This window comes from Leisingera sp. SA32 (assembly GCF_056033425.1).
The window spans coordinates 189,563-206,204 of record NZ_JBVYHB010000001.1; the positions used below are offsets into that span (position 1 = coordinate 189,563).

The window sequence follows — 16,642 nt, forward strand, 5'->3', positions numbered from 1 at the left end:
GCACGGCGTCACATCTACGGGAGCACCCAGGCCGATGATCAACCGCCTTTTCCGGCTGACAAGCGGGCAGGAACACAGCAACTGGATCCGGCTGCGCACATTGATCCTGCTACGCTGGGTGGCCATCACCGGCCAGCTGGCGGCGATTGCGGTGGCGCAGTATCACTTCCAGCTCCAGCTGCCGCTGCTGGCGTGCTATCTGGCCATCGGGGTTTCCGCCGCGGGCAACCTGGTGGCGGTGCTGGCATTTCCGGAAAACAAACGCCTGACGGAGTTCGAAAACTTCCTGATGGTGCTGTTCGACCTGCTTCAGCTGGCGTTTCTGCTGTATCTGACTGGCGGTCTGAACAACCCCTTTGCGCTGCTGGTGCTGGGGCCGGTGACGATCTCGGCCGCGGTGATGGCGCTGCGTTCGACCCTGATCATCGGCGCCACCGCCATCATTCTGGTGACGCTGATGGCAGAATTTCACCTGCCGTTGCGCACCGAAATCGGCTTCATGCTGCGGGTGCCGGACGTCTTTATCTTTGGCAACTGGATCGCCATCGTGATCGCCATCCTGTTTATCGGTGCCTATTCGTTCCGCGTCAGCAACGAGATGCGGCTGATGTCGGACGCGCTGAGCGCCACCCAGCTGGCGCTGTCGCGGGAGCAGAAGCTGACCGATCTGGGCGGCGTGGTGGCTGCTGCCGCGCATGAGCTGGGCACGCCGCTGGCCACCATCAAGCTGGCCAGCGCAGAGCTGATCGAGGAGCTGGACGACCGCCCCGACCTGCGCGACGATGCCGCACTGATCCGCGCCCAGGCGGACCGCTGTCGCGACATCCTGCGCAGCATGGGCCGGGCCGGCAAGGATGACCTGCACCTGCGCCAGGCGCCGTTTTCGGCCCTTGTGAACGAGGCGGCAGAGCCGCATATGCACCGCGGCAAGGCGGTGCTGTATGACGAGGCGCCGCTGGAGGGCGGTGATTTTCAGCAGCCCACGGTGCTGCGCAAGCCGGAGATCATTCACGGGCTGCGCAATCTGGTGCAGAACGCGGTCGATTTCTCGCGCTCCACCGTCTGGATCACCGCGGCCTGGGATGACACCACCATCGTGCTGCGCATCAGCGACGACGGCAAGGGTTTCCCACCGCAGCTGCTGGGCCGGATCGGTGACCCTTTCGTGCGCCGCCGCAAGGGCGAAAGCGAACATCACCAACGCCCGGAGTATGAGGGCATGGGGCTGGGGCTGTTCATCGCCAAGACGCTGCTGGAACGCACCGGGGCGCAGCTGCGATTCGCCAATGGCCGCGAGGCCGACCACGCCACCGACCGCCGCGGCGCGGTCGTTGTGGTGACCTGGCCGCGCAAAAAAATCGACGCGATGGAGGATGGTGGCCCTGTTATCGGGAAAAATTTACCTTTAGAAATTTAAGTATTCATTTTTAGGCAATCAATTAAACATGAATTAACCTTTATTGGCGCACCATAGGGTAAACGAGATCTGAACGAGGCAGGACATGATGCAGAATTTCGCTTCGATCGAATGGTTTGGACTGGTGGCCCTGTGTGCGGCAACAGCGGCTGCTGCGGTCTGGTGGCTGTCGCCCAATCCGCGCCGCGGCGGCATGGAACATGACCTGCTGGCCGGCGACAGCCGCAGCGATGCTGTGTTCCTGTTCGACGACAACAGCCTGATCGGCTGGTCCTCCGGTGCGCGCAAGTTCATTGGCGACCAGGCGGAAAACTTTGACTGGAGCATGCTGCGCGACCAGCTCTCCCGCAGCTATCCCGGCCTGCCGCAATCCCCCGGTTTCCTGCGCGATGTCGGCCCGCTGGTGCTGTCCGGCACCGCATCTGCCGAGAACCGCGAGGCCCATTGTGAATGGATCGACGGCGTCACCCGCGTCCAGCTGCGCCGCAGCGATCTGGAGGAGCAGAACAAAACCCTCGATCAGGAGCTGACAACCCTGCGTGCCGCGGTGCATCAGGCGCCCTACCCCGTCTGGCTCCAATCCGAGGAAGGCAACGTCACCTGGTCCAACCTGGCCTATGATGACCTGAACCAGAAGATTCGCGGCCGCGACGCCAATCTTGCCGAACCGCTGTTCACCGATCTGCACGATCCGATGACCAGCGGCAAGCCGGAGCGGATCAGCATCCCGCTGCCCGACAGCCAGAAGAAACTGTGGTACAACGTCTCCACCACCGAGACCGAGGCCGGCTGGCTGTGCCATGCGGTGGACGTGAACGCGGTGGTCGATGCAGAGGTGGCGCAGCGCAACTTTGTGCAGACCCTGGCCAAGACCTTTGCGCAGCTGTCGATCGGCCTGGCGATCTTTGACCGCAACCGCCAGCTGGTGCTGTTCAACCCGGTGCTGATCGACCTCACCGCGCTACCGGCCAATTTCCTCAGCTCGCGGCCCAACCTGCTGACCTTCTTTGACCGGCTGCGCGACCAGCGCATGATGCCGGAGCCCAAAAGCTACTCCAGCTGGCGCCACCAAATGGCCGACCTTCTGGAAGCCGCCGCCGAAGGTCGTTACCAGGAAACCTGGTCGCTGCCCTCGGGCTCTGTCTACAAGGTGTCGGGGCGACCGCATCCCGATGGCGCCATTGCCTTCCTGTTCGAGGACATCACCGCCGAGGTGACGCTGACCCGTCAGTTCCGCTCCGAGCTGGAGGTGGGCCAGTCGATCATGGACAACATGGAAGAAGCGATCGCCGTGTTCTCCTCCGACGGGACCATGAGCTTTTCCAACAGCGCCTATCGCACATTGTGGCAGATGGACCCGGAGGCAAGTTTTGCCAAAGTGTCGATCATGGATGCCAGCCGCATCTGGCAGGACACCAGCACCCCCACCCCGGTCTGGGGCGAGATCCGCGACTTCGTGGCTGGCTGCGAGGCCCGCGATGCCTGGTGGTCCCGCGTACAGCTGCGCGACGGCACCCGGTTGGTCTGCAAGGTCTCGGCGATCCAGAACGGCGCCACGATGGTCAGCTTCCGCACCCCGGAAACCGATGTGCTGCCCGCCGAACAGGAACGCTTTCCCGCCATCAGCCAGGGGTGATCGGGGACTGAACCCGAAACCCGCTTGCAGCAGGCCCGCGGCGACGCCATTGTACCGCAATGACGACACAGACCGCGGCCCGAACGCTGGCCTCACCAGAAGAAACGGCCGAACTGGCCGCCTTGATCGCCGGAGCCCTGCGCCCCGGCGATTGCCTGTTGCTGGAGGGCGTGATCGGCGCCGGCAAGACCCATTTCTGCCGCCACCTGATCCAGTCGCTGATGCGGGTGCCCGAGGATGTGCCCTCGCCGACGTTCACGCTGGTGCAGACCTATGACGTGCCCGCGGGTGAGCTGTGGCACAGCGATCTTTATCGTCTGACCTCGCTTGATGAGCTGGAGGAACTGGGCCTGACAGAGGCCTTCGAGACCGCGATCTGCCTGGTGGAATGGCCCGACCGGCTGGCCGAGCTGACCCCCGCCCACGCGCTGCATCTGACCCTGGCGCTGGTTCCCGGCGCCGACGACCAACGGACGCTGACCATCCGCTGGAGCGACCCGAAATGGCAACCGCTGATCGAAAGGATCACCGCATGAGCGCGCGCAACGATCACTGCCGTCAGTTTCTGGAGCGAACCCCCTATGGCGGCTGGCAGCGGGGCCCGCTGGCTGGTGATGCCTCCAACCGGCGATACGAACGGCTGCGCGGTCCGGACGGGCAAAGCGTCGTCCTGATGGACGCGCCGCCCGATCGGGGGGAAAGCGTCGCCCCCTTTGTTCGGATCGCCAACTATCTGCGCGACCAGGGGCTGAGCGCGCCAGACATCCTGGCACAGGACGAAACACATGGCTTCCTGCTGCTGGAGGATCTGGGCGACGATCTGTTTGCCCGGGTCATCCGACGCCAACCAGAGCTGGAAGCACAGTTGTATGAGGCGGCCACCGATGCGCTGGTAGCGCTGCACCGCGCGCCGCTGCCGGAGCTGGAACCCTATGGTCCGCGGGTGTTGGCAGAGCTGGCATCGCTGGTCCTGCCTGCCTACCGTGATGCCATTCTGGACGACCACGACGCCAGTCTGCTGTCCCGGTTTCAGGATCAGCTGGAGGACATCCTGCGCGGCACCCTGCACGGCGATCCGGTGCTGGTGCAGCGCGATTTCCACGCCGAAAACCTGCTGTGGCTGCCGGAGCGCGACGGTGTCGCCCGCGTTGGCATGCTGGATTTTCAGGACGCGCGGGCGGGTCACCGGGCGTTTGACCTGATGTCGCTGCTGCAAGACGCCCGCCGCGACGTTCCCGCCGCCATCGAGATGCAGATGATCGACCGCTACATTGCCGCCACCGGCGTCGACGGGTCCGGCTTTCGCACCGCTTATGCGGTGCTGGGCGTGCTGCGCAATCTGCGCATTCTGGGGGTGTTTGCCCGCCTCAGCCGTGAGTACGGCAAGCCGCACTACCTCGCCTATATGCCGCGGGTCTGGGACCATCTGATGCGCGGGCTGGACCATCCTGCAATGGCGCCGGTGGCAGAGATGCTGCGGCGCGCCCTGCCCGCCCCCACGGCGGAAAACCTAGAGAAGTTGAAACCCTGATGCCCCGCAGCCCCGATGCCGTGATGCTGTTTGCCGCCGGGTTCGGCACCCGCATGCGAGAGCTGACGCGCGCGCGCCCAAAGCCGATGATCGAAGTGGCCGGAAAGCCGCTGATCGGTCATGCGCTGGCGCTGGCAGAGGAGGTTTCCCCGGAAACAATTGTTGCGAATCTGCACTACAAGCCAGAACCGCTGCGCGCCTATCTGGAGCCACGGGGCGTGCGGATCAGCCATGAGGCAGATGAGATCCTCGACACTGGCGGCGGCCTGCGCGCGGCGCTGCCGTTGCTGGGCAGCGGGCCGGTTTTCACCATGAATACCGATGCGATCTGGAAAGGTCCGAACCCCTTGCAGCTGGCGCAAGATGCCTGGGATCCGGCTCGGATGGATGCGCTCTTGGTCTGCGTGCCGCTGGCGCGCGCGGTCGGACGCAAGGGCAGCGGCGATTTTTCCACCGACAGTGAAGGGCGCATCAGCCGCAGCGGCAATCTGGTCTATGGCGGCGTTCAGATCCTGAAGACCGACCGGCTGCACCAGATCGCCGAACGGGCCTTTTCGCTGAACACCCTGTGGAACCTGATGGCCGAAGACAACCGACTGTTTGCCCTGGAATATCCCGGCAGCTGGTGCGATGTGGGCCACCCCGAAGGGATCACCCTGGCCGAGGATCTGATAGCCGCCGATGATGTTTGACCCATCCGATAAACCGCGTGTCTTTGCCGTGCCCTGCGGCGTCGATTTCCCCCGCGCACTGGTGAACGGCCTGTGCCTGCGCAGCGAGGGCCAGCCGCCCGAGGCGCTGGCGCGGGTTGAACTGATCGTCAACACCGCCCGCATGGCGCGGCGGGTGCGGATGCTGTTCGACCAGGGCCCGCCGCGGCTGTTGCCGCGGATGCTGATGCTGACCGACCTTGCCCAGCGGGCCACCCTGGACGGGCTGCCGCCACCGCTGCCGCCCCTGCGTCGGCGACTGGAACTGTCGCAGCTGATCGCAAAACTTCTGGACGCGCAGCCGGATCTGGCGGCGCGCGCCTCGCTTTACGATCTGTCCGACAGCCTGGCTGCGCTGATTGATGAGATGCAGGGCGAAGGCGTCAGCACCGATGCGATCCGGCGGTTGGATGTGTCGGACATGTCCGGCCACTGGGCACGCGCGCAGCAGTTTATCGGCATTGCGGATCAACTGACGGCGCAGAATGACGGCGCCATGGACGCCCAGGCGCGGCAACGGCAGGTGGTCTTGAACCTGATCGAACAATGGCAGGACAATCCGCCGCAACATCCAATCATTCTGGCCGGCTCCACCGGGTCGCGCGGAACCACGCTGATGCTGATGGAAGCGATCGCGCGGCTGCCGCAGGGCGCGGTGATCCTGCCCGGGTTCGACTTTGACCAGCCTGATCCTGTCTGGGCGGGGCTGGATGATCCGATGATTTCCGAAGACCACCCGCAGTACCGGTTCCACAAGCTGATGAAGGATCTGGAGCTTGCGCCGGGTGATGTGCAGCGTTGGACGGACTGCGCGCCCGCCTCGCCACCGCGCAACCGGCTCCTGTCGCTGGCGCTGCGCCCTGCCCCGGTGACCGACGCCTGGATGAGCGAAGGGCCGCAGCTGACCGGGCTGGATGCAGCCACGAAGGACGTGACCCTGGTCGAGGCCTCCAGCCCGCGCGCCGAGGCGCTGGCGATTGCGCTGCGGCTGCGCAAGGCGGCGGAGGACGGCCAGACCGCGGCGCTTATCACACCGGACCGGATGCTGACCCGTCAGGTCGCGGCGGCGCTGGACCGCTGGGACATCCTGCCCGATGATTCCGCCGGCCAGCCCTTGCAGCTGTCGCCACCGGGCCGGTTCCTGCGCCATGTGGCCGGGCTGTTCTGCAAACCGCTGACCAGCGATGCGCTGCTGACGCTGCTGAAGCATCCGCTGACCCATGAGGGCACGGAGCGCGGTAACCACCTGCGCCAGACCCGTGAGCTGGAGCTGTCGCTGCGCCGCAACGGCCCGCCCTTTCCGGACGCCGGAACCTTTGCCAAGTTCGGCGAGGACCGCAGCCTGACACCCGGCTGGACAGAGTGGCTGTCGGCCTGTTTTGCCAACCAGCACCAGCCGGGCGAGCAGACGCTGACCGACTGGGTCACCCGCCTGCGCAAACTGGCGGAACAGATTGCCGCCGGCAGCCAGACAGACGGCACAGGCACGCTGTGGGACAAGAAAGCAGGCCATAAAGCCCTGGCCTGCATCGAAAACCTGCAAGCCGAGGCCGCATACGGCGGCACCATGACCGCCCGCGACTTTGCCGATCTGTTGGGGGCCTTGCTGAGCCAGGGAGAGGTGCGCGACCGCGACGCGCCCTATGGCTCGATCATGATCTGGGGCACGCTGGAGGCGCGCGTGCAGGGCGCTGACCTGGTGATCCTCGGCGGGTTGAACGAGGGCAGCTGGCCCGAGGCGGCTGCCCCCGACCCCTGGTTGAACCGACAGCTTCGCAACCAGGCGGGACTGTTGCTGCCGGAACGTCGCATCGGCCTGTCGGCGCATGACTTCCAGCAGGCCATCGCCGCATCCGAGGTCTGGCTGACGCGCGCGATACGCAGCGAAGAGGCCGACACAGTGCCCTCGCGCTGGCTCAACCGGATGACCAACCTGCTGTCCGGCTTGCCCGAACAGGGTGGTCCGCAGGCGCTGGCCGAAATGCGGTCGCGCGGCGCAAAATGGCTGGGCTGGGCCGCGGCGCTGGAGGCCCCGGTACCGATCCCGCAGGCGCCGCGCCCCTCACCGCGCCCGCCAGTGGCCGCGCGGCCGCGGCGGCTGACGATCACTGAAATTCCGCGACTGATCCGCGACCCTTATGCGATCTATGCCAAACACGTGCTGCGGCTGAAACCGCTGAACCCGCTGGTGCAGGAACCCGATGCGCTGCTGCGCGGCATTGTCGTGCATGAGGTCTTCGAGCGGTTCATCCGCGACAGCCTGGACGCGCCAGAGGCGCTGACGCCCGAGAACCTGATCGCTGCCTCGCGGCAGCTGCTGGAGGAACATGTGCCCTGGCCGGTGGCCCGCATCCTGTGGCAGAGCCGAATCCGCAGGATCGCGGCTGACTTTGTCCTGGCCGAGCGCGAACGCCAGGCCCGCGCACGGCCTGTTGCCTTTGAGGCAAAGGGCAGCGCGCGGCTGGATCCCTTAGATTTCACCATCGCCTGCCGCGCCGACCGCATCGACATGGACGACCGCGGATTTCTGCATCTGTACGACTATAAGACCGGCGCGCCGCCCTCCGAGGCGCAGCAGAAGAAGTTCGAAAAGCAGCTGTTGATCGAGGCAGCGATGGCCGAAGAAGGCGCCTTTGCCGACATTGGCGCTGCCGAGGTGGCCCGGGCGCTGTTCATCGGATTGGGCAGCAAGCTGAGCGAAGTGCGCGCCCCGCTGGAGGACGAACCCCCGGCCAAGATCTGGGAAGACCTGCGTACCCTTATCAGTGCCTATTTCGACCCTGATCAAGGCTATTCGAGCCGTCGCATGGTGCATAAGGACGACTTCGCCGGCGACTATGACCATCTGGCGCGCTACGGCGAATGGGACCGCAGCGCCACACCGCAGCCGGAGGATCTGGCATGAGCACCCGCAACAAGGCCTCAGAGGCACAGTTCCGCGCCGCGCGTCCCGACGCCTCGACCTGGTTGGCGGCGAACGCGGGCTCGGGCAAGACCAAGGTGCTGACCGACCGCGTGGCGCGGCTGCTGCTGAAGGGCGTGCAGCCGCAGCATATTCTCTGTCTCACCTATACGAAGGCCGCCGCGAGCGAGATGCAGAACCGGCTGTTCAAGCGGCTGGGCGAATGGGCGATGCTGGAAGATGCCGCGCTGATTGCCGCCCTTACTGATCTAGGCGAGGTCAATACAGGGGCGGCGGAATTGGCCCAGGCCCGGACCCTGTTTGCCCGCGCCATCGAGACACCGGGCGGTCTGAAGATCCAGACCATCCACTCCTTCTGCGCCTCCCTGCTGCGCCGCTTTCCGCTGGAGGCCGGCGTCAGCCCGCAATTCGCCGAGATGGACGACCGCGCAGGCCAGATGCTGCGCGCAGAGATCATGGAGGATTTTGCCGAAGGGCCGCAGGCGGAGCTGCTGGATGCGCTGACCCGCCATGTCAGCGACAGCGATTTTGAGACGCTGACCGCCGCCGTCTGCCAGCGCCGCGCCGATTTTGCCGCGCCGATGGACTGGGCCGGGCTGCTGGCGCTGTTCGGCCTGCCCGAGGGTTTTGACGAGGCGGCGCTGGAGGCGCTGGTGTTCCTGGGGGGCGAGGCGGAGCTGCTGCAAGCCACCCGCACCATGCTGGCCGAAGGCGGCACCACCGACCAGCGCGCAGCCGACAAGCTGGCCGGCATCAACGAACCGACACTGGCTGATTTGCCTGTGTTAGAGAGTGTTTTTCTGACTGGCGCCGGCGCCAAGGAGCCGTTCACCGCCAAGATCGGCAAGTTCCCGACCAAGAAGCTGCGCGAGGCGAATGTGGCGCTGATGGACCGGTTGGAGCCGCTGATGCGCCGCGTCGAGGACGCCCGCGCGCGGCGTCTGGCACTGACGGCGGTGCGCAAGAGCCACGATCTGCACCGGTTTGCCGCCGCCTTTCTGCCGGAATACGAGCGCCGCAAGCAGCTGCGCGGCTGGCTTGATTTCGACGATCTGATCCTGAAGGCACGGCAATTGCTGAACGATCCCGGCGTTGCCGCCTGGGTGCTGTACCGGCTGGACGGCGGCATCGACCACATTCTGGTGGATGAGGCGCAGGACACCAGCCCGGTGCAATGGGACGTGATCGAAAAGCTGGCGCAGGAGTTCACCGCCGGCGAGGGCGCGCGTTCGGACGTGGAACGTACGATCTTTGTGGTCGGCGACAAGAAGCAGTCGATCTATTCTTTTCAGGGCGCTGACCCCAGCGCCTTTGACCGGATGCAGCAGGAGTTCGGCCGTCGTCTGACCGAAACCGGGGCCGGGTTGCAGGATGCCTCGCTGGACTTTTCCTTCCGCTCGTCCGCGGCGATTCTGAAACTGGTGGACCTGGTCTTCCGCGACAGTGCGGGCGCAGGCTTTCGCCCGGATGCGCTGCACCATGCCTTCAAATCCGACCTGCCGGGCCGCGTTGACCTGTGGCCGGTGATTGAGAAGGTCGAGGACGACGAGGATCCGGATTGGACCAGCCCGGTCGACCGTCCCAGCAGCCGCCACCACACGGTGATCCTGGCGGAGCGCATCGCGCAATCGATCAAGCAGATGATCGCGGATGGCGTCACCATACCGATCGACGGCGACAGCCCCGGCAGCTTTTGCCGCCGGCCGGTTCAGGCCGGTGATTTCCTGATCCTTGTGCAGCGACGCTCGGACCTGTTTTCGGAAATCATCCGTGCCTGCAAGAACGCACAGCTGCCCATCGCCGGCGCCGACCGGCTGAAGGTCGGGGCGGAACTGGCGGTAAAGGACATTGCGGCACTGCTAAGGTTCCTGGCGCTGCCGGAGGATTCGCTGTCGCTGGCCGAGGCGCTGAAATCGCCGTTGTTCGGCTGGGGAGAGCAAGCGCTGTTCGACCTCGCCCACCGGCGCGAGGACAAGTACCTGTGGCCCGCCCTGCGCACCCGCGCGGCGGAGTTCCCCCAGACCATGGCGGTGCTGGATGACCTGCGCGCCAATGCCGACTTCCTGCGGCCCTTCGATCTGATCGAACGCATTCTGACCCGCCACGGCGGGCGGCAGAAGCTGCTGGGACGGTTGGGAACGGAGGCGGAGGACGGCATCAACGCGCTGCTATCGCAGGCGCTGGCCTATGAGCGCACCGATGTGCCCAGCCTGACCGGTTTCCTGGTCTGGATGCAGACCGATGATCTGGAGATCAAACGGCAGATGGGCGCGGCCGGCAATCTGATCCGGGTGATGTCGGTGCATGGCTCCAAAGGGTTGGAAGCGCCGATCGTGATCCTGCCGGAGACCGAAAAACGGCGCGCGCCCAGCGATGCGGAGATCATGCTGGCCGAGGGCACCCCGGTCTGGAGAATGCCGAAGGAGCAAATGCCCGCCAGCATGTTGGCCGCCCGCGAGACGGCGCAGGAGAAGTTGCAGAACGAGCGTCTGCGGCTGCTGTATGTGGCTCTGACACGGGCCGAAAAGTGGCTGATCGTCGCCGCCGCCGGCAAGGTAGGCGAGGCTGGCGAAAGCTGGTACCGGATGGTGGAAAGCGCGATGCAGGACGGCGGCGCGGTGGAATGCGATCTGGGCGGGCAGACCGGGCTGCGGCTGCACCATGGTGATTGGGACGGGCTGCCACTGGTGGTGCCACCGACGCCCGAAACCGTCACCCACTGCCTGCCGGAGCTTTTCCGCCAGCCTGCCGCGCCCTATTTGCCGCCCGCCGCGGCGCTCAGCCCCTCGGACCTGGGCGGCGCCAAGGCGCTGCCGGGCGATCAGGGCCTGGACGAGGCTGCCGCCAAGGCGCGCGGCAGCCGCCTGCACCTGCTGCTGGAGCATCTGCCCGGTCAGCCGCCGCAGGACTGGCCGCAGCTGGCACAGAACCTGTTGCAGGATGCGCCGGACAGCGCCGCGCTGCTGGCCGAGGCGCAGGCGGTGCTGACCCAACCGTCGCTTGCACCTGTTTTTGCCAAAGAAACCCTGGCCGAGGTGCCGATCAGTGCCGATCTGGACGGGCAGCGGTTGCATGGGGTGATCGACCGTCTGATTGTCAGCCCCGACCGGGTGCTGGCGGTGGATTTCAAAACCAACGCGACCGTGCCACAATCGCCGCAGCATTGCCCCGATGGGCTGTTGCGGCAGATGGGCGCCTATGCCCATGCGCTGGCGCAGATCTATCCCGACCGGGTGGTCGACACCGCGCTGTTGTGGACCCGGACGGCAACGTTGATGCCACTGCCGCACGACCTTGTGACTGCGGCGTTGCAACGGTACGCGGAACCTTGACGATCCGGGGCGCCGTACATAGGTTCCGACTCCAGTTGCCACACACTCATGGAGACATGCATATGTCCACCGTAGCCGTCACCGACGACACCTTTGACGCCGAAGTCAAGAACTCCGATATCCCCGTCGTGGTGGATTTCTGGGCCGAATGGTGCGGTCCCTGCAAACAGATTGGCCCCGCTCTGGAAGAGTTGGCCGTGGAATTCGACGGCAAGATCAAGATTGCCAAGGTTGATGTCGACAGCAACCCCAACGCCGCTGCGGCGATGGGCGTGCGTGGCATCCCGGCGCTGTTCATCTTCAAGGACGGTCAGGTTGTGTCCAACCGCGCGGGCGCAGCCCCCAAGGCTGCCCTGCAAAGCTGGATCGAAGAATCGATCTGATCCGGCTCCATATTCGGAACATCAAAGGGCTGTCCCGCGCGGGCAGCCCTTTTTCGTTGCCGCAGCCCGCCGGATCACACGCGGCAGACATGAAAAAAGCCGCCCATGCGGGGCGGCTCTTGATACAGGCGGCAAGCAGGTGCTGCTTAGATCGCCGAAATGTCCGAACGGGTCAGGCCGATATCGGACAGCTGTGCATCCGACAGCTCCGAAAGCAGCTTGCGGGTCTTGCGGCTCTCATTCCACTCGATCAGGTTGCTTTTGGCATTCAAGATCGTATCGACCACACGGAGAACGGTGACTGCTCCGAGCGGCGCGTAGATGTTCGCGGTCGTCATTAGCGCATATCCTTCTGAGAAACAGCCGACCCTGTGCCGGTTGTGACGCTCATGTAGGCTGTGCGACTGAGACCCACAATTGCTGGATTCTCAGTCCCGGTCTGCGTTTTCTGCATGGCAGGACGGTCGGCAAACCGCCGCTGTCGGCCGCCGCCAGCGTTCACTTGTACCGGCGTGGGGTTGCAGCCATATAAGGGGGCAAGCAAACGGAGGCATTTATGGCAGACGATCAATTTCCCGGCTGGCACGGCACCACCATCATTGGTGTCAAGAAAGACGGCCAGGTGGTCATCGCCGGCGACGGTCAGGTGTCGCTGGGCCAGACAGTCATCAAGGGTACCGCGCGCAAGGTACGCCGCCTGTCGCCGGGCGGCTTTGACGTGGTGGCGGGCTTTGCCGGCTCCACCGCCGACGCCTTTACCCTGCTGGAGCGGCTGGAGGCCAAGTTGGAGGCAACCCCCGGCCAGCTGGCCCGTGCCAGCGTGGAACTGGCCAAGGACTGGCGCACCGACAAATACCTGCAAAAGCTGGAGGCGATGCTGATCGTCACCGATGGCAGCGACATGTTCGTGATCACCGGCGCCGGCGACGTGCTGGAGCCTGAACATGACGTGGCGGCCATCGGCTCGGGCGGGAATTTCGCCCTGGCGGCGGCGCGCGGCATGATGGACAGCGGCAAATCGGCGGAAACCGTGGCCCGCGACGCCATGGCGATTGCCGCCGACATCTGCGTCTACACCAACGGTAACCTGACCGTCGAAACCATCGGCGGGGACCGCTGAGGTGGCCCAGCTGGACCAGAACGATCTGCGGGCCGCTGTCGGCTCGGGCCTGCTGTCCGAGGCCCAGGCCGCGACGCTGATGGCGCTGGCTCACAGCCGCCGCGGCGCACGGGAAAACCTGGCACCCGGCGACGAGCCCTTTGAGCTGTTCAAAGGCTTCAACGAGATCTTCATCGTCATCGGCCTGGTGATTCTGGCCTCCGGCTGGGCCGGCGTGACGGCGGTTGATCTGGCGGGCTCCATGGGTGTCTATCAGGCCAAGGCGGTCTATTCCGCGGTTCTGGGCGCCGCGGTGCTGTGGGGGCTGTCTGAATACTTTATCCGCCGCCGCCGCATGATCGCACCGGCCATTGCCCTGTCGGTGATGTGGGCCGCCAATGCCGGCCTCGGCCTCACGGCGCAGTTCGCCGAACCCTTCATGATTGCGCAGAATGATTTCACCAGCCTGCCGCTGCCCTTCGCGCTGGCCACCGCGGCGGTGGCCCTGTTCTGGCTGCGGTTCCGGGTGCCCTTTGCCATGGCGTTGATTGCAATGGGTGTCTTTGGGCTCGCGCTGCTGATGGGCGCGATCCAGGCCGGCACGCCGGGCGGTATTGGTGATCTGTTTCTGCTGTCGGCCAGCGGCCCCTTTGCCTGGATCACCCTGGCGGTGGGGGTTGCGGTCTTTGCCATGGCGATGGTGTTCGATCTCAGCGATCCGCACCGTGTGACGCGGCGCTCAGCCCAGGGGTTCTGGCTGCATGTGGTGGCCGCGCCCGCGCTGGTCAACACCATCGCGCTGAGCCTGCTTGCAAAAGACAGCGCGGGCGCCAACCTGATGCTGTTGGGCGTGCTGTTGTTCTTTGCCATGGTCGCCATCGTGATTGACCGCCGCTCCTTCCTGATTGCTGCGATCGGCTACAGCGTGACGCTGGCCGGCACGGTGTTCAGCAGTGATGGCGCGGCGATGACCATTCTGGTGCTGGGCCTGTTCCTTGTCATCCTGGGTGCCTTCTGGAGCCGCATCCGCGCGGCGCTGCTGGCGCCCCTTTCCAACGTGCTGCCGCTTGACCGGCTGCCCCCCTCACACTGAAGGGAAGATACCCATGACCGATCTGACCCCCCGCGAAATCGTCTCTGAGCTGGACCGTTTCATCATCGGCCAGAAAGAAGCCAAACGCGCCGTGGCCGTCGCCCTGCGCAGCCGCTGGCGGCGCAAGCTGCTGGATGATGACCTGCGCGACGAAGTCTACCCCAAGAACATCCTGATGATCGGCCCCACCGGCGTCGGCAAGACCGAGATCAGCCGCCGCCTGGCCAAGCTTGCGCGCGCGCCTTTCCTCAAGGTTGAAGCCACCAAATTCACCGAGGTTGGCTATGTCGGCCGCGATGTGGAGCAGATCATCCGCGATCTGGTGGACAACGCCATCGCCCAGACCCGCGAGTACATGCGCGAGGAGGTCAAGGCCAACGCCCACAAAGCGGCAGAGGACCGGGTGCTGGAGGCGATCGCGGGCAAGGATGCCCGCGAGGCCACCCGCGAGATGTTCCGCAAAAAGCTGAAATCGGGAGAGCTGGACGACACGGTGATCGAACTGGACGTCGCCGATACCTCCAACCCGATGGGCATGTTCGAAATCCCCGGCCAGCCCGGTGGCAACATGGGCATGATGAACCTGGGCGACCTGTTCGGCAAGGCGATGGGCGGGCGTACCACCCGCAAGAAACTGACCGTCTCCGAGAGCTATGAGGTCTTGATCAGCGAGGAAGCCGACAAGCTGCTGGATGACGAAACCGTCACCCGGACGGCGGTGGAATCGGTCGAACAGAACGGCATCGTGTTCCTGGACGAGATCGACAAGGTCTGCGTGCGCCAGGAAACCCGTGGCGGTGACGTCAGCCGCGAGGGTGTGCAGCGCGATCTGCTGCCGCTGATCGAGGGCACCACCGTCAGCACCAAACACGGTCCGGTCAAGACCGACCACATCCTGTTCATCGCCTCTGGCGCGTTCCACATCGCCAAGCCGTCGGACCTGTTGCCGGAATTGCAGGGTCGCCTGCCGATCCGGGTCAACCTGCGCGCCCTGACGGAGGAGGATTTTGTTCGCATCCTGACCGAGACCGACAATGCTCTGACCCGCCAGTACACCGCATTGATGGGCACCGAGGACGTCGCCGTCACCTTTACTGACGACGGTATCGCGGCACTGGCGCGGATCGCCGCGGAGGTGAACCAAACGGTCGAGAACATCGGTGCGCGGCGACTTTACACGGTGATGGAGCGGGTGTTCGAGGAGCTGTCCTTTACCGCGCCGGACCGTGGCGGCGAAACCGTGACCGTCGATGCGGCTTTCGTGATGAAAAACCTCGGAGAGCTGGGCCGCTCGGCTGATGTCAGCCGCTACGTGCTGTAATCCCGCGCGCGGCTCATCATGCGCTTTGACATTGGCGGCAGGTGCAGTAGCCTGCCGCTATTTCGTTGAGGGTAAAACATGAATGCGCTGCGTCTTGCCTGCGGCATCGCCCTGCTGCTGTTGGCGTCCTGCACGGACAGAAGTTTCACCCCCACGGTGCCAGAGGCGCTGGATCTGGGCACCCCAAAGACCATTTTTGCCGCCACCAACCGCGGCGCGCTGCCGAATGGAAACTACGGCGCCCAGCGTTCCGACGGCATCAGCCTGCTGGAGCTCACAGTCTCCATTCCGCCTGAACACAAGCCCGGCACCCTGAAGTTTGGCTATGCGGATCCTGATCCGGCAACGGAGTTCACCATGGCAGGCCGCCACCAGTTCGAAAGCGAAGCCGCGTTCTCCGCCAGGCTGCGCCGCGAACTGGCAAAGCTTCCATACGACGAAAAGGATGTGACGATCTTTGTGCATGGCTACAATTCGACCCAGGCCGAAACCGCATTTCGCGCAGCACAGCTGACCCATGACATCGAAATCCCAGGCGCAACCGTGATCTATTCCTGGCCCAGCAAGGGTAAGGCGCTTGGCTACGCCTATGACGGCGACAGCGTGCTCTATTCCCGCGACGGTCTGGAACATCTGCTGCGCAGCCTGAAAAACGCGGGCGCCCGCCGCGTTGTGGTCGTGGCGCATTCCATGGGCGGTTTGCTGACCATGGAGACCCTGCGCCAGATCGAAATCAAGTCGCCCGGCTGGAGCGCCCGACACCTCGGCGGGGTGATCCTGATGTCCCCGGATCTGGACGTCGACGTCTTCAAATCGCAGATGGAGAAATTCACCGTCGTGCCGCAACCCTTTCTGATCTTCTCCTCGCGCAAGGACACGGTGCTGACCCTGTCGCAGCGTCTGCGCGGGCTGGACGGGCGCGGCAGATTGGGCAACCTTGCAAACATTGACGAAATCAGCGATCTGCCGATTGAGTTCGTCGATACGACAGCCTTTTCCGACGAGGCCGAGTCGCAGCATTTTGTCGCCGCCAGTTCGCCGGCCCTGATTGCGTTGCTGAATGGCGCCCGTGAAACCACCGCCGCCTTCACGCGCACCCCGGATGTGCTGCAAAAGATCTTTCCGGGGCAGATCGTCATCCGGGACAATGCCGTCAAGGTGGCATTGTCCCCTCCGGCAGGCGAGGACCGGTAAGGC

Annotated in this window: 13 protein-coding genes; 12 read left to right on the plus strand and 1 reads right to left on the minus strand. The window is 64.9% G+C overall.

Features of this window, described 5'->3' with window-relative positions:
* The first annotated feature begins 34 nt into the window (after positions 1-34).
* From regB to trxA, 8 genes are all read left to right on the plus strand, one after another.
* Complete coding sequence (regB, locus tag AC0IPL_RS00965; RefSeq protein WP_474271306.1) at positions 35-1,417, plus strand: sensor histidine kinase RegB; 1,383 nt, start codon at positions 35-37, stop codon at positions 1,415-1,417.
* Positions 1,418-1,505: 88 nt separating this feature from the next.
* On the plus strand, positions 1,506-3,053 hold the full coding sequence (locus tag AC0IPL_RS00970; RefSeq protein ID WP_474271943.1) for a PAS-domain containing protein: 1,548 nt from the start codon (positions 1,506-1,508) through the stop codon (positions 3,051-3,053).
* Between the two features lie 59 nt (positions 3,054-3,112).
* Positions 3,113-3,589, plus strand: a complete 477-nt coding sequence (gene tsaE, locus AC0IPL_RS00975) for a tRNA (adenosine(37)-N6)-threonylcarbamoyltransferase complex ATPase subunit type 1 TsaE (RefSeq protein WP_474271308.1) — start codon at positions 3,113-3,115, stop codon at positions 3,587-3,589.
* Complete coding sequence (locus AC0IPL_RS00980; protein WP_474271310.1) at positions 3,586-4,584, plus strand: aminoglycoside phosphotransferase family protein; 999 nt, start codon at positions 3,586-3,588, stop codon at positions 4,582-4,584. Before tsaE ends, AC0IPL_RS00980 begins: the two co-directional genes overlap by 4 nt.
* Complete coding sequence (locus AC0IPL_RS00985; RefSeq protein ID WP_474271312.1) at positions 4,584-5,276, plus strand: nucleotidyltransferase family protein; 693 nt, start codon at positions 4,584-4,586, stop codon at positions 5,274-5,276. Before AC0IPL_RS00980 ends, AC0IPL_RS00985 begins: the two co-directional genes overlap by 1 nt.
* Positions 5,266-8,199, plus strand: coding sequence for a double-strand break repair protein AddB (gene addB, locus AC0IPL_RS00990; RefSeq protein ID WP_474271314.1), 2,934 nt, complete (start codon positions 5,266-5,268; stop codon positions 8,197-8,199). The genes AC0IPL_RS00985 and addB overlap by 11 nt, the downstream gene beginning before the upstream one ends.
* Positions 8,196-11,549, plus strand: a complete 3,354-nt coding sequence (gene addA / locus AC0IPL_RS00995) for a double-strand break repair helicase AddA (RefSeq protein ID WP_474271316.1) — start codon at positions 8,196-8,198, stop codon at positions 11,547-11,549. The genes addB and addA overlap by 4 nt, the downstream gene beginning before the upstream one ends.
* Before the next feature lie 62 nt (positions 11,550-11,611).
* Entirely contained in the window at positions 11,612-11,932 is a 321-nt protein-coding gene (gene trxA / locus AC0IPL_RS01000; protein ID WP_474271318.1) for a thioredoxin, read from the plus strand.
* Positions 11,933-12,078: 146 nt separating this feature from the next.
* Here trxA and AC0IPL_RS01005 read toward each other — a convergent pair whose 3' ends face one another.
* Positions 12,079-12,270, minus strand: a complete 192-nt coding sequence (locus AC0IPL_RS01005; protein ID WP_474271320.1) for a DUF1127 domain-containing protein — start codon at positions 12,268-12,270, stop codon at positions 12,079-12,081.
* A gap of 218 nt (positions 12,271-12,488) precedes the next feature.
* On the opposite strand from AC0IPL_RS01005, the gene hslV reads away from it, so the two are divergent.
* From hslV to AC0IPL_RS01025, 4 genes are all read left to right on the plus strand, one after another.
* Positions 12,489-13,052, plus strand: a complete 564-nt coding sequence (gene hslV, locus AC0IPL_RS01010; protein WP_474271322.1) for an ATP-dependent protease subunit HslV — start codon at positions 12,489-12,491, stop codon at positions 13,050-13,052.
* 1 nt (position 13,053) lies between these two features.
* Positions 13,054-14,124 carry a hypothetical protein gene (locus tag AC0IPL_RS01015; RefSeq protein WP_474271324.1) on the plus strand — a complete coding sequence of 357 codons (1,071 nt, stop codon included), beginning with the start codon at positions 13,054-13,056 and terminating at the stop codon, positions 14,122-14,124.
* Positions 14,125-14,137: 13 nt separating this feature from the next.
* Positions 14,138-15,445 carry an ATP-dependent protease ATPase subunit HslU gene (gene hslU / locus AC0IPL_RS01020; RefSeq protein ID WP_474271326.1) on the plus strand — a complete coding sequence of 436 codons (1,308 nt, stop codon included), beginning with the start codon at positions 14,138-14,140 and terminating at the stop codon, positions 15,443-15,445.
* 78 nt (positions 15,446-15,523) lie between these two features.
* Positions 15,524-16,639 (plus strand): alpha/beta hydrolase, encoded by a 1,116-nt coding sequence (locus tag AC0IPL_RS01025; RefSeq protein ID WP_474271328.1) that lies wholly within the window; start codon positions 15,524-15,526, stop codon positions 16,637-16,639.
* The last annotated feature ends 3 nt before the right edge of the window (positions 16,640-16,642 follow it).